Annotated in this window: 13 protein-coding genes; 12 read left to right on the top strand and 1 reads right to left on the bottom strand. The window is 47.3% G+C overall.

The features are described from left to right. The first annotated feature begins 230 nt into the window (after window positions 1-230). The 9 genes from purC to purD all read left to right on the top strand — a co-directional run bounded on the left by purC (window position 231) and on the right by purD (window position 10,027). Entirely contained in the window at window positions 231-947 is a 717-nt protein-coding gene (gene purC / locus G476_RS0117530) for a phosphoribosylaminoimidazolesuccinocarboxamide synthase (protein WP_026691241.1), read from the top strand. Continuing rightward, window positions 947-1,201 (top strand): phosphoribosylformylglycinamidine synthase subunit PurS, encoded by a 255-nt coding sequence (purS, locus tag G476_RS0117525; protein WP_026691240.1) that lies wholly within the window; start codon window positions 947-949, stop codon window positions 1,199-1,201. The genes purC and purS overlap by 1 nt, the downstream gene beginning before the upstream one ends. Then, window positions 1,198-1,881, top strand: coding sequence for a phosphoribosylformylglycinamidine synthase subunit PurQ (purQ, locus tag G476_RS0117520; protein ID WP_026691239.1), 684 nt, complete (start codon window positions 1,198-1,200; stop codon window positions 1,879-1,881). Before purS ends, purQ begins: the two co-directional genes overlap by 4 nt. Continuing rightward, window positions 1,865-4,093 carry a phosphoribosylformylglycinamidine synthase subunit PurL gene (gene purL / locus G476_RS0117515; protein ID WP_026691238.1) on the top strand — a complete coding sequence of 743 codons (2,229 nt, stop codon included), beginning with the start codon at window positions 1,865-1,867 and terminating at the stop codon, window positions 4,091-4,093. The genes purQ and purL overlap by 17 nt, the downstream gene beginning before the upstream one ends. Continuing rightward, entirely contained in the window at window positions 4,069-5,481 is a 1,413-nt protein-coding gene (gene purF, locus G476_RS0117510) for an amidophosphoribosyltransferase (RefSeq protein WP_026691237.1), read from the top strand. The genes purL and purF overlap by 25 nt, the downstream gene beginning before the upstream one ends. A 14-nt stretch (window positions 5,482-5,495) precedes the next feature. Further along, window positions 5,496-6,548, top strand: coding sequence for a phosphoribosylformylglycinamidine cyclo-ligase (gene purM, locus G476_RS0117505; protein ID WP_026691236.1), 1,053 nt, complete (start codon window positions 5,496-5,498; stop codon window positions 6,546-6,548). Next, window positions 6,545-7,138, top strand: coding sequence for a phosphoribosylglycinamide formyltransferase (gene purN, locus G476_RS0117500; RefSeq protein WP_026691235.1), 594 nt, complete (start codon window positions 6,545-6,547; stop codon window positions 7,136-7,138). The genes purM and purN overlap by 4 nt, the downstream gene beginning before the upstream one ends. Continuing rightward, window positions 7,131-8,666, top strand: coding sequence for a bifunctional phosphoribosylaminoimidazolecarboxamide formyltransferase/IMP cyclohydrolase (purH, locus tag G476_RS0117495; protein WP_026691234.1), 1,536 nt, complete (start codon window positions 7,131-7,133; stop codon window positions 8,664-8,666). The genes purN and purH overlap by 8 nt, the downstream gene beginning before the upstream one ends. Window positions 8,667-8,731: 65 nt before the next feature. Then, window positions 8,732-10,027, top strand: a complete 1,296-nt coding sequence (gene purD / locus G476_RS0117490; protein ID WP_026691233.1) for a phosphoribosylamine--glycine ligase — start codon at window positions 8,732-8,734, stop codon at window positions 10,025-10,027. 247 nt (window positions 10,028-10,274) lie between these two features. On the opposite strand, the gene G476_RS0117485 is transcribed toward purD, so the two are convergent. Next, window positions 10,275-10,523 (bottom strand): YgaP family membrane protein, encoded by a 249-nt coding sequence (locus G476_RS0117485; protein WP_026691232.1) that lies wholly within the window; start codon window positions 10,521-10,523, stop codon window positions 10,275-10,277. Between the two features lie 166 nt (window positions 10,524-10,689). Between G476_RS0117485 and G476_RS0117480 the strand changes: the two genes are divergently transcribed. From G476_RS0117480 to G476_RS0117470, 3 genes are read left to right on the top strand one after another with little or no spacing between them, the layout of a single operon-like run. Further along, complete coding sequence (locus tag G476_RS0117480) at window positions 10,690-12,429, top strand: adenine deaminase C-terminal domain-containing protein (protein ID WP_035187258.1); 1,740 nt, start codon at window positions 10,690-10,692, stop codon at window positions 12,427-12,429. A 32-nt stretch (window positions 12,430-12,461) separates the two neighbouring features. After that, window positions 12,462-13,550, top strand: coding sequence for a DUF3048 domain-containing protein (locus G476_RS0117475; protein ID WP_051314905.1), 1,089 nt, complete (start codon window positions 12,462-12,464; stop codon window positions 13,548-13,550). A 32-nt stretch (window positions 13,551-13,582) separates the two neighbouring features. Further along, entirely contained in the window at window positions 13,583-13,888 is a 306-nt protein-coding gene (locus tag G476_RS0117470; protein ID WP_026691229.1) for a YerC/YecD family TrpR-related protein, read from the top strand. Window positions 13,889-13,984 lie beyond the last annotated feature (96 nt).

Raw genomic sequence — 13,984 nt, 5'->3', positions numbered from 1 at the left:
CACTCTGGCCCCCATCACCGCAGGAGTCTCGGCCATTCCGGTTGCTTCATACTTTTAACAAAGGATGTCAGCAAAAGAGGAGATCGAAAAGCACTGTGCATAGTTAAAATTTTTTATAGTGCGCAAATCACTACTTGTCTATAAATATCTATATAGAGGTCCACCTAGGTCCTCTTACAATCACATATTTTCCCAAAATTAAAAATCTTCTTACATCAAAGGGGGATCCCATGACTACTGAAGCGTGTTTATACGAAGGGAAAGCCAAGCGAATCTACGAAACCAGCGACAAAAACGTCTACCGCGTCGCTTATAAAGACGATGCGACCGCGTTTAACGGGGAAAAGAAAGACGTACTCGAAGGAAAAGGCCGTTTGAATAACGAGATCAGCAGTCTCATATTTTCAAAGCTCCACGAAGCCGGAGTTCCAAACCATTTCGTCGAACGTCTTTCTGAAACAGAGCAACTCGTAAAAAAGGTCGACATTATCCCTATTGAAGTGGTTGTACGAAACGTGGCCGCAGGAAGCCTCGTAAAAAGGCTCGGCCTAAAAAGAGGGGAACGATTCCAAGATCCGATCATTGAGTTTTATTACAAAGACGACGAGCTCGGGGATCCGCTTATAAACACCGATCACATCGCTTATTTGAAGATCGCCACAGAAGAGGAGCTACTGACGATTCGTGAAATTGCCACAAGAGTCAACCGCGTTCTCACATTTCTTTTCAAAGAAGCGGACCTCATCCTTGTTGATTTCAAGCTCGAATTCGGAAGAGACGAGGCAAACGACGTGCTACTCGCGGATGAAGTGTCGCCTGACACATGCCGACTGTGGGATGAACAAACAGGTGAATCGCTGGATAAAGATTTGTTTCGCTTTCAACTCGGAGATTTGAATAAAGGTTACGAAACGATACTAACACGCTTAGGGGGCAATCAATCATGATGTATGAAGTAAACGTATTTGTCACACTCAAGGAAGCTGTACTCGATCCACAAGGGTCCGCAGTCAATCATTCTCTTCACCAGCTCGGCTATCAAGAAGTAGAAGATGTACGAATCGGGAAAGTCCTTACGTTAACCGTTAACGGGGAAAAAGAGACGGTGGAAGCACGAGTGAAAGAGATGTGCGACAAGCTTCTTGCTAACCCTGTTATTGAAGATTACCGCTTTGAAATAAAGGAGGCACTCGCGCAATGAAGTTTGCCGTTGTCGTCTTTCCAGGATCAAACTGTGACATCGACATGTACCACGCTATTAAGGACGAATTGGGCGAAGACGTGGATTACGTGGATTATCGAGAAACGAGTTTAGAAGAGTACGACGCCGTTCTTTTACCAGGAGGTTTTTCGTACGGAGATTACTTGCGCTCAGGAGCGATTGCGGCACGACTCCCAATCGCCGCTGGTATTAAAGAAGCGGCCCAACAAGGGAAGCCGGTACTCGGGGTTTGTAACGGATTTCAAGTGCTCTTGGAGCTTGGTTTGCTCCCAGGTGCCATGAGAAGAAACCGCCAGCTTACGTTCATTTGCAAGCCTACGACACTGATCGTAAAAAACAATCAGACGCCGTTTACATCCACATATGAAAGCAATCAAGAGGTCTCCATTCCAGTGGCTCACGGTGAAGGGAATTACTTTTGCGACCCGGCCACTCTTACTGAACTAAAAGAGAACGGGCAAATTGCGTTCACGTACGCTGAAGATATTAACGGATCAATCGAAAACATTGCAGGCATTACAAATAAAGAAGGAAATGTCCTCGGCATGATGCCGCACCCGGAGCGGGCGGTTGACGAGTTGCTCGGATCGAAAGACGGATTGAACATGTTCGTGTCACTTTTAAAGCAATGGAGGGAATCCCATGCAATTACTTCATGAACCATCACCAGAACAAATCAAGGAAAAAAAGCTCTATGCTGAAATGGGTCTAACAGACGAAGAGTTCAACATGGTTGAAGAAATCCTCGGTCGTCTTCCAAACTTCACGGAAACGGGATTGTTCTCCGTCATGTGGTCCGAACATTGCAGCTATAAAAATTCGAAAGTTCTTCTTAAGAAATTCCCAACAGAAGGAGAGGGCGTACTTCAAGGTCCTGGTGAAGGAGCAGGGATTATCGATATCGGAGATGAGCAAGCAGTCGTGTTCAAAATCGAATCTCACAACCATCCGTCAGCCATCGAGCCGTATCAAGGGGCAGCAACGGGAGTGGGCGGAATCATTCGTGACGTGTTCTCCATGGGCGCGCGCCCGGTCGCTCTATTGAACTCCCTTCGATTCGGTGAATTAGGGACTCCTCGCGTGAACTACTTATTTGAACAAGTTGTGGCGGGAATCGCAGGATACGGAAACTGCATCGGAATCCCGACGGTTGGAGGCGAAGTCCAGTTTGACCCTTGCTACGCTGGGAATCCTCTTGTGAACGCCATGTGTGTGGGTCTCATCGACCATAAGGACATTCAAAAAGGACAGGCCAAAGGTGTAGGGAACCCGGTCATCTATGTAGGCGCGAGCACAGGAAAAGACGGCATTCACGGGGCTACGTTTGCATCGGAAGAACTGAACGAAGGCAGCGAATCGAAACGTCCAGCCGTTCAAGTTGGCGATCCGTTCATGGAAAAGCTTCTTCTTGAAGCATGCTTGGAAGTTGTGAAAAACGATGCCCTGGTCGGTATTCAAGATATGGGAGCGGCAGGCCTTACATCGTCATCAGCGGAGATGGCAAGTAAAGCGGGATCAGGTATTGAAATGAATTTGGACCTAATTCCTCAACGAGAAAAAGGGATGACCCCATATGAAATGATGCTCTCTGAATCTCAAGAGCGTATGCTTTTGGTGGTCAAAAAAGGGCGAGAAGATGAGATTATCTCGATCTTTGAGCGCCACGGTCTTTTGGCAAAAGTGGTCGGTCAAGTCACAGATGATCGTAAGCTAAGGCTCACTCATCAAGGACGTGTAGCAGCGGAAGTGCCGGTCGATGCGTTGGCAGAAGAAGCCCCTGTTTATCATAAACCATCCACAGAGCCCGCTTATTACAGCGCGTTTCAAGAACAAGAAACGCCTGTGCCAGCTGTAACGGACATGAAAGAGACTCTTCTAGCTCTTCTTTCACAACCAACAATTGCGAGTAAAGAGTGGGTGTATGACCAGTACGATTACATGGTGCGTACAAATACAGTTGTTAGCCCTGGATCGGACGCGGCTGTCCTTCGAATCAGGGAAACGAATAAGGCACTTGCCATGACAACAGATTGTAACTCCCGCTACATTTACTTGGATCCTGAAATGGGTGGGAAAATTGCAGTAGCCGAAGCGGCGAGAAACTTAATTTGTTCAGGTGCGAAGCCACTTGGGGTGACCGACTGCTTGAACTACGGAAGTCCCGATCGTCCGGAGATCTTTTGGCAACTTGAAAAATCCACAGACGGGTTAAGTGAAGCGTGTCGCGCTCTTGAAACACCTGTTATTGGCGGAAATGTAAGCTTGTACAACGAACGAAGCGGGGAAGCGGTGTATCCGACACCGGTTATTGGAATGGTTGGACTCATCGAAGACTTAGCACACATCACGACTCAGCAGTTTAAACAAGCAGGAGACCTCATTTACCTCGTAGGGGAAGCTCGTCCGGACTTTGGGGGAAGCGAACTGCAAAAGCTGACGGATGGCGATATTTCAGGACGTCCGCCACAGATCGATTTGAGTGTTGAAAAAGAGCGTCAGTCAGCTGTTTACGAGGCCATTAAAGCAGGAACCGTTGCGTCTGCTCATGACTTAGCAGAAGGTGGACTTCTTGTAGCTGTTGCAGAATCGATGATGAAAACGGGACTTGGAGCAACAATGACGATTGGTGGTCATTTAGTGACGGAGAGTTTTAGTGAAACGCCGTCCCGATATTTAATCAGTGTGAAAGAAGAGAACCGTGAGCAATTTGAACAAGTAGTCAGTGACGCCGCTTTAATTGGTCGAGTAACAGAAGAGGCGAGGCTTCATGTAACGGGTAAAGCGGGTGAAGCCATTCTTACAGCTACGTCATCAGAATTAGAAGAAGCTTGGAGAGGAGCGATTCCGTGTTTGCTGAAATCAAAGGGTTAAACGAAGAGTGCGGCGTGTTCGGGATTTGGGGACATGAAGAAGCGTCCAGAATTGCTTATTACGGTCTCCACAGTTTGCAACACCGCGGTCAAGAAGGAGCGGGTATCGTCGTTTCTGATGGGGAAAAGTTGCGCATTCGAAAAGGGATGGGCCTTGTAAATGAAGTATTCAATGATGAAAATTTAAAAGCGTTGACCGGTCACGCGGCAGTAGGGCACGTACGCTATACGACAGCTGGGGATAGTGACTTGTTAAACTGTCAGCCTCTTCTGTTCAACTCCCAAACGGGAAGCCTAGCACTCGCCCATAACGGCAACCTGGTGAATGCGAACGCCTTAAAGCACCAGCTTGAAAGGCAAGGAAGCATTTTTCAGACTACATCGGATACGGAAGTTCTTGCCCACTTGATCAAGCGTAGCGGGTATGAAAGAGCGGAAGAGAGACTGATGAACGCCCTTACGATGGTAAAAGGGGCGTATGCCTTTATGGCTATGACAGAAGAGCAGCTCATGGTTGCTCTTGATCCGAACGGCTTGCGGCCTCTTTCTCTCGGTCGCCTCGGTGACGCTTATGTCGTCAGCTCTGAGACGTGCGCCTTTGATATTATCGGAGCCGAATACGTTCGGGAAGTGGAGCCTGGTGAAGTGCTGATCATCAATGACGAAGGGGTAAGAAGCGAGCGTTTCTCCTTTTCAGGTAAAAAATCCATTTGCTCGATGGAGTACGTGTATTTTGCCCGGCCAGATAGTCACATCGATCAAATCAATGTGCATACTGCGCGTAAAAGCCTCGGTAAAGAACTGGCCATGGAAGCGCCTGTTGAAGCGGATGTGGTTACTGGTGTGCCTGACTCTAGTATTTCAGCTGCGATTGGATATGCGGAACAGGCGGGGATTCCTTACGAGCTCGGTCTTATCAAGAACCGTTATGTAGGACGCACATTTATTCAGCCCTCCCAACAGCTTCGTGAGCAAGGGGTAAAAATGAAGCTCTCCGCTGTTCGAGGGGTTGTGGAAGGAAAGCGTGTAGTCATGGTAGACGATTCGATCGTTCGTGGAACGACGAGCCGCAGGATTGTGCAGTTGATAAAAGAAGCGGGAGCAAAAGAAGTGCACGTGAGAATCAGTGCTCCACCGATTAAAAATCCGTGTTTTTACGGAATCGATACGTCAACGACTGGTGAATTGATTGCCTCTTCCAGGTCTGTCGAGGAAATCGAAGCTGAAATTGGTGCCGATTCTCTACGTTATTTATCCGTTGAAGGGCTGATGGAAGGCATCGGACGACCAAAGGAAATGGAAAACTGCGGTCAGTGTTTGGCGTGCTTTACGGGGAATTATCCGACTGAAATTTATCCACATACGATGCATCCGTATGAAAAAGTGTAACGAGGGAGGACGCAATGTCAAAAGCGTATAAACAAGCAGGTGTGAACATCGAAGCAGGATACGAGTCGGTCGAGCGGATGAAACAGCACGTGAACCGAACCAGGCGAAAAGAAGTGATCGGTGGCCTTGGCGGGTTCGGTGGCATGTTCGACTTGTCTCAAATGGGATACAAAGAGCCCTGTCTCGTTTCAGGCACGGATGGGGTCGGCACGAAGCTTATGGTCGCACAAGAAACAGGCATTCATCATACGATCGGAATCGATGCAGTTGCCATGTGCGTAAACGACATCGTGGTTCAAGGAGCGGAACCGTTGTTTTTCCTCGATTACCTTGCTCTTGGTGAAAACAAACCGGATGTAGTCGAGCAAATTGTCCAAGGCATCGCCGATGGGTGTGCAGAAGCAGGCTGTGCTCTTATTGGTGGCGAGACGGCCGAGATGCCCGGCATGTACGATAAAGACGAATATGATGTAGCCGGTTTTGTGGTAGGAGCAGCTGAAAAATCCTCCCTCATTGACGGTTCCACTATTCAGTCAGGCGACGTGTTAATCGGGTTGCCTTCAAGCGGCCTTCATAGTAACGGCTTCTCTCTTGTACGAAAAATCTTGAGTGACCGAGGAATTCGCTACACGGACCCTGTTCCAGATGACTCGGAAAACAGAACGGTCGGGGAATGGATTTTAACACCAACGCGGATCTATGTGAAGCCTGTACTCGCTCTTGTAAAAGCAGGCCTTCTTAAAGGCGCCGCACATAACACTGGGGGAGGTCTTTATGAAAACGTCCCACGGATGCTTCCTGAGGAAACGCGGGCGGTGGTCGATTCATTTGCATGGAAAACGCCGTCCATTTTCACTTGGATGGGGACGTTAGGCGGGATCGAGCAAAAAGACATGTACGAGACGTTCAACATGGGGATCGGTATGATCCTTGCTGTGAGCGAGGAGAAAGCAGAGGACGCCATGGCCGTTTTGAAAAAAGAAGGAGAAAATCCGATCCGAATTGGTGTGGTAGAAAAAAGCGACACGGATGAAGCGCGTATCCAAATCAAAGGAGTCGACCGATGATAAAACTGGCGGTGTTTGCATCGGGGAGCGGGAGTAATTTTCAAGCCATTGTGGACGCGCAAAAAAACGGGACCTTACTCGGAGAAGTGGCCCTTCTCGTTTGTAACAAACCTAGTGCGAAGGTGATTGCGCGAGCGAAAAGAGAAGGCATTCCTTCCGTTGTGGTGCAGCCGAGCGATTATGCCTTTAAAACGGGTTACGAACAAGCCATTGTTGATAAGCTCGTGGAATATGAGTGCGAGTTTCTCGTTTTGGCCGGATACATGAGATTGATAGGTCCGACTCTCCTTAAGCGCTATGAAGGGAAAATTGTAAACATTCACCCGTCTCTTTTGCCATCCTTTCCAGGGCTCGATGCCATTGGCCAGGCACTGGACAAAGGAGTCAAAGTGACCGGGGTGACCGTGCATTTCGTGGATTCCGGAATGGATACGGGTCCTATCATTGCTCAAAAAGCTGTTACAATAGAAGAAGGAGATACAAGACAAGGTGTCCAAGAAAAAATACAGCGTGTCGAACACATTCTTTACCCTCAAACCATCAACGAGATTCTTACAAAACATGCCAAGGAGGTACCGATTCATGAATAAGCGAGCATTAATTAGTGTATCTGACAAAACAGGAATTGAAGGATTAGCCAAGGCATTATCAGAGGCAGGCGTTGAGATTATCTCAACCGGTGGCACAAAGCGCGCCATTGAAGCGGCGGGTATAAGTGCGACTGGTGTTGAAGAAGTGACCGGCTTTCCTGAAATGATGGATGGACGTGTTAAAACGCTACATCCACGAATCCACGGCGGACTTTTGGCTCTAAGAGACAACGATGAGCATATGACGGCCCTTGACGATCACGGGATTGAAGCGATTGACATGGTGATCGTAAACCTTTATCCATTCCAGGCAACCATTGAAAACCCCGATGCTACGTTTGCCGATGCCATTGAAAACATCGACATTGGCGGTCCATCTATGATTCGTTCGGCTGCCAAAAACCACCGGGATGTAGCGATTGTCGTAGATCCGGCTGATTACCCTCGTCTTTTGGAAGAGGTGAAAACAGATGGAGAAGTGTCGCTTGAGTTTAAACAAAAGCTTGCAGCCAAAGCGTTTCGTCACACGGCTTCTTATGACGCGTTAATCGCGGAGTACCTCACCGAGCACGTAGGGGATGAGTATCCAGAAACGCTCACCGTTACATACAACAAAAAACAGTCTCTTCGTTACGGAGAGAATCCTCATCAGCAAGCCGCTTTTTATGAGCGTCCTTTAGGAAAACAAACGTCCATCGCTAGAGCGACGCAGCTTCAAGGAAAAGAACTTTCTTACAATAATATTAATGACGCTGATGCGGCGATCGGTGTGGTAAAAGAGTTTACAAAACCGGCAGTAGCGGCGATCAAGCATATGAACCCGTGCGGTGTAGGAATCGGGGAAACGATCGAAGAAGCCTACCAAAAAGCGTACGAAGCGGATCCGGTGTCGATCTTCGGCGGAATTATCGCCTGTAACGGGGAAGTCGACGGTGCAACGGCACTAAAAATGAAAGAGATTTTTCTTGAAATTGTGGTAGCTCCGTCCTTTACAGACGAAGCCGTTCAAATCTTGAGCGAAAAACCAAACCTCCGCCTTCTCACTATTTCGTTTACAGATGCACAGGCAATGGAGCAACGAATCAGTACCGTATCCGGTGGCGCTCTCGTTCAAGACACAGACATCCTCAGCTTTGAAGATGTGGAAACGACCATTCCCACAAAGCGAAAGCCAAGTGACGACGAGCTTCGCCAGCTTGAAATGGCATGGAAAGTCGTGAAGCACGTCAAATCGAACGCAATCGTGTTGGCTACTGAAGATCGAACGATTGGCGTTGGGGCAGGGCAGATGAACCGTGTTGGTGCTGCTAAAATTGCACTTGAACAAGCAGGGGCGAGCGTCCAAGGGGCGGTTCTTGCTTCAGACGCGTTTTTCCCGATGGGAGATACAGTTGAAGCGGCTGCAAAAGCGGGAATTCGTGCGATTATCCAGCCAGGAGGCTCAAAGCGAGATCAAGAGTCGATTGACAAAGCAGACGAATACGGAGTGGCCATGGTCTTCACAGGCGTTCGTCACTTTAAGCATTAAAAAGGCACTGAAAAAGTTTGATCTTTAACTTTTTCAATGCCTTCCATTAAAGGGAGGAACCATTCATGAAAGTTCTTGTAATCGGAAAAGGCGGGCGCGAACACGCCCTTTGCTGGTCTTTCGCCAAAAGTCCGAACGTGAAGGAAGTCATTTGTGCGCCAGGAAGTGACGGGATTCGTTCTGTTGCAAGGTGTGTGCCAATTGAGGAAACAGAGCACGAAGCAATCGTCCATTTGGTTAAAGATGAGCTCATCGATCTCGTCGTGATTGGACCGGAAGCCCCTCTTGTGGCAGGACTTGCGGACGAGTTAAAAGAAGAAGGCATTCGTGTGTTTGGTCCATCAAAACAGGCGGCTCAAATTGAAGGAAGTAAGGAATTTGCCAAAGACCTCATGGAAAAGTATGAGATTCCAACAGGCGCTTATCGCGTGTTTGATTCCCTTACACCAGCCATTGAATATGTAAAAGAACAAGGAGCTCCGATTGTGGTTAAAGCTGATGGACTAGCTGCGGGAAAAGGCGTCGTTGTGGCCATGAGCGAAGAAGAAGCAGTCACGGCACTTGAACAAATTCTTGATGAGAAGCAGTTCGGTGAGGCAGGCGCTCGAGTCGTTATTGAAGAGTTCCTCGAAGGAGAAGAGTGTTCATTAATGGCCTTTATGAACGGAGAAACGGTCGTTCCCATGGTCGTCGCTCAAGATCATAAACGGGCGTTTGACGGTGACCGGGGTCCCAATACAGGTGGCATGGGCGCTTACTCTCCTGTACCTCACATCAGCAAGGAAGCGATCAAGCAAGCGGAGCAAACGATTGTAAGAAAAATGGCGCGAGCCTTGAAGCAAGAGAATTGTTCCTTTACCGGGATTTTATATGCCGGGCTCATGATGACATCTGATGGCCCAAAGGTGATTGAGTTTAACGCTAGATTTGGTGACCCAGAAGCACAAGTGGTGTTACCGAGGCTAATTACGCCCCTTGACGAAGTGATTTTTAGTGTGTTAAAACATGAGGAAATCGACGTGGAGTGGTGTGAAGAAACGGTCATTGGCGTCGTTCTTGCCTCCGACGGTTACCCAGGTTCGTATGACACTCGTGTACCGATCGATTCGAGTGTGTTCAAGCAACAGTCCGGTCCCTTTTTCCACGCAGGAACACGAGAGTTGGACGGAGAGTGGATGACGAACGGTGGACGAGTGGGGATTGTAACGGGAATGGATCGTTCATTGGAACAAGCGCAAAAAAGCGTGTACACCGTTCTTCAGGACGCACAAACAGACGGGTTGTTTTATCGAAGTGATATTGGAAGCCGAGCTATTTCGGCCTCGTCTCCTTCCGCTTCATCAGAAGGTAAAAAACAGTAACAAGGCTTCCGAGGACAAGTAAAAATAAAAACACAGTATCGGTTGCATATTCCCAAAGCATGGAATGGCTCCTTTCAGAAGGCGCTGAAAAAGTTCGATCTTTAACTTTTTCAATGCCTTCGATGTTAAATAGAGTGAGGATGCCCGAAGTGTAGGGCATCCTTATTGTTTTTTTTGCTCGAATGGTGAAACACCCGAGACCCTGCAGATTTGTTAGGGTCTCACACGTTTCATGAGCCTGTTGAATTTACGATGGGTTCATTGGTCCCAAATCAAAATCATCAGCCGGCATCTTATCTTGCTGCTGTTCTACCGCGTACATCACCGGACAAAATCGTGTAATTCCCTCTGCGACTTTCATGGATCCGATCAACGCAACGAAAAGGGGACTCCCTTTGTGGCACCGTCTCCCCATTTTTGATGTAGCCCAAGCTAACAACGTGAACCCAAGTGTAATTCTAATCAACGCATTTACAATCCCGATATTCGGTCTCATGTTTATACCCTCCTCATGTTATTTTCCGATAATTTTAACTTCTTTGGTGATTTAAACGGATAAAAGTGTTACGATGAACAAAAGTAAAGGCTTTTTTCACAAAGTGAGTTATGAAAGCCCTTAAAAAAGTAAAGAACAACAAAACATAAACGTTCAGGTGATTATCATGCAACCAATCCAATGGTCAAAAAAAGAAATACGAGAGCAGATGGAAGTCGTTAAAGGAAACCTTCCTCCAACCAAGCTCATCCAAAATGCAACATGGTTAAACAGCGTCACAAAGAAGTGGCAAAAAGGTCACATCTGGATACACCACGATCGCATCGTGTACGTTGGTAAAGAAATGCCAGCTCAACTACAGGGTGTGGAAGTGACGGATGTAGGCGGAGCGCCAGTAGTACCAGGGTATATCGAACACCATGCTCACCCATTTCAGTTATATCATCCCCTCAGCCTTGCTCGGTATGCATCGGAGAGAGGAACGACGACACTGATCAACGACAACATGAAGTTATTTTTACATTTCACAAAAAAGAAAGCGTTTACATTACTTGAAGAGCTGCAAAAGACACCTGTTCTTATGCTATGGTGGGCACGATTTGATCCTCAAACAGCCTTAAAGGACCACGACCGCTTTTTTTCGTACGCAAATGTAATGGATTGGCTTCATCATCCATATGTTGTTCAAGGGGGAGAGCTCACAGACTGGCCATCTGTCTTGAATGGTGATGACGCGATGCTTCAATGGATGCAAGAAACGAAAGCAAAAAACATGCCCATTGAAGGTCACCTCCCGGGTGCCGGAGAAAAAACGTTGACACAAATGGCATTAGCCGGGGTGGATTGCGATCACGAAGCTATGACTGGAGAAGAGCTGATACGGCGATTGAACCTCGGTTACACGTGTTCCTTACGTTACTCTTCGATACGGCCAGACCTTCCTGACCTTTTGGATACTGTACGGGAAGAAGGTTTGAGTAGCTGTGACAAAATTTTGATGACAACTGACGGATCGCCACCTAAGGTAATGCAAGAAGGGGTCATGGACCGTCTCATTCAAATTGCAGTTAACAAAGAAATTCCATTTATTGATGCTGTTAACATGTGTACGTATAATGTAGCAAGACACTACAAAATGGATCACCTCATTGGGATAATTGCCCCTGGCAGACTGGCAAACGTGAATGTGCTGGACTCCGAGCAAAACCCATTGCCCGTGTCTGTGATGGGAAAAGGAAAATGGATTGTAAGAGACCACGAGGCTCAAACAACCATCCCGGATCCTGACTGGGCTCAGCTAGGCTTTAAGCCTTTTGAACTTGACTGGGACTTGACGGAGGAAGATCTTCAATTCTCAATGCCGCTTGGTCTTGAAATGGTGAACGACGTTATCATGAAACCGTATCGCCCGAGCTTGGATATGAGCCTTCATACGATTCCTGAAGAAAGGGACGAATGCTTCTTTGTTTTAGTGGATCGTCACGGAGAGTGGCGAGTGAATACCGTTATCAAAGGATTCGCCAATCGTCTAAACGGGCTAGCCAGCTCCTATTCAAATACCGGTGACATCATTTTAATTGGGAAAAGCAAACAAGGACTCCTTGATGCTTTTAACGCATTGAAAAATCAAGGAGGGGGGATGGCGATAGTAGAAGAAGGGGGCAGCGTAAAAGGAAGGATTCCTCTACCGCTCAACGGCGCATTATCAGATAAAGAGCTCGTTGATATAGCTAAAGAAGAAGAGCATTTCATGAACGTGCTACAACAAAAGGGGTACCGCTATAGTGATCCGGTGTATTCGCTGTTGTTTTTCTCGGCGACACACCTGCCTTACGTAAGGGTAACGCAGAAGGGGATTTATGACGTCAAACAGAAAAAAGTACTCTTTCCTTCTATTATGCGTTAAACTATAAAAGTATAAAGGGGTCAAAAAAGAGCATGATTTCAAGAAAGAAGCAGGGTCTATTATGTGGTGTAATTGCTTGTCTTTTAGTAACCGCAGCCTGCACGAAAAATGAAGCAACAGGCACAGAACTAGATGAAGCAAACGATACAGCAATAGAAGATACAGTAGTAGATTCAAAGGAATTAAACGAACCGGACGAAGAGTCTGAAGAGGTCGCTCCCGCTCATACGGCACCATTGACCGGCCTGGCTACATATGAGGAGCTTTGGCATACGGCATTCGGTGTGATGATTGAGAACTCCACACAAGCTCGTCCACAATCGGGCCTTGACCAAGCCGATGTGGTGTATGAGGTGCTGTCAGAGGCAACGATCACTCGCTTTCTCGCTTTCTATCATAGTCAAGAGGCAGAGCGGATCGGACCTGTGCGAAGCGCGAGAGATTACTTTGTCCATTTAAATAAAGGGTACAATGGGATTTACGTATCTGCAGGTGGAAGTCCTGACGGATTGGCATTAGCTGAATCTGATTATGTTCAATTTATTAGCGGTCTTGCGTACGATGGACGATTCTTTACCCGTGCTTCAGACCGAAGCGCCCCTCACAATATGTACACAAGCGTTCAGGATTTGAAAGCGGCAGCCGCTCATATCGGTCACGATATGAATTTATCACCACCAACGCTACCCCGTTTGGATCATAAACGGGAAGGTGAATCCGCTGAGAGTTTTGAAGTGAAATATGGTAGCGCCAATAACAACGTGCAATATCTCTACGATGCCGAATTAGGTGGGTATCGCCGATCGAATGGCGGCGTTCCTACTATTGATGCAGCAACCGGCACACCGGTTGCTCCAGAAAACGTCTTTGTTGTTGAAGCATCTCACCGCGTTATTGATGACGTTGGTAGAAGAGCAATTGAGGTGACCGAGGGAGGAAATGCATACCTCTTTCAAGAAGGTGTAGTACAAGAGCTTGAATGGCGCAATGAAAACGGCGTTATTCTTCCATATATTAATGGCGAGCCTGCAGGTTTTTTACCTGGCCAAACATGGATTAACATTGTTCCGAAAGAGAACGGAGGCCTTTCTTCGCACGTGGCGATCGAAGGGATTCAGTAGCAGGCCACTTACAAAGAAAGGATGAATCACACATGCAAATTAATAAATTACGAGGAAAAGAACTAGATCAACTTTTCAATGCCATCCTAAGCCTCAAAGATTCAGAGGAATGTTATCAGTTTTTCGATGACCTTTGTACGATGAACGAAATTCAGTCTTTGGCTCAACGCCTGGAAGTGGCACGCATGCTCATGGACGGTGACACGTATCAAAAGATTGAGAAAGATACGGGAGCGAGCACTGCAACCATCTCCCGCGTAAAGCGTTGCATTAACTACGGTAACGACGGTTATCGCATGACGTTAGAGCGAGTGAAAGAAGAACAAGAAGCAAAATAAAATTGTGGCACCTTGTGGAAAAGCGCAAGGTGCTTTTTTGTGGGGGAGAAGTGAGTTGGTTGGGAGGAGCGTGGGAAGTTTATGATGAAGTTTAGG

Source organism: Alteribacter aurantiacus DSM 18675 (genome assembly GCF_000429705.1).
Lineage (GTDB): Bacteria > Bacillota > Bacilli > Bacillales > Salisediminibacteriaceae > Alteribacter > Alteribacter aurantiacus.
The sequence above is the reverse complement of the archived record's forward strand: the minus strand, read 5'-3'. Positions and strand labels throughout refer to the sequence as shown.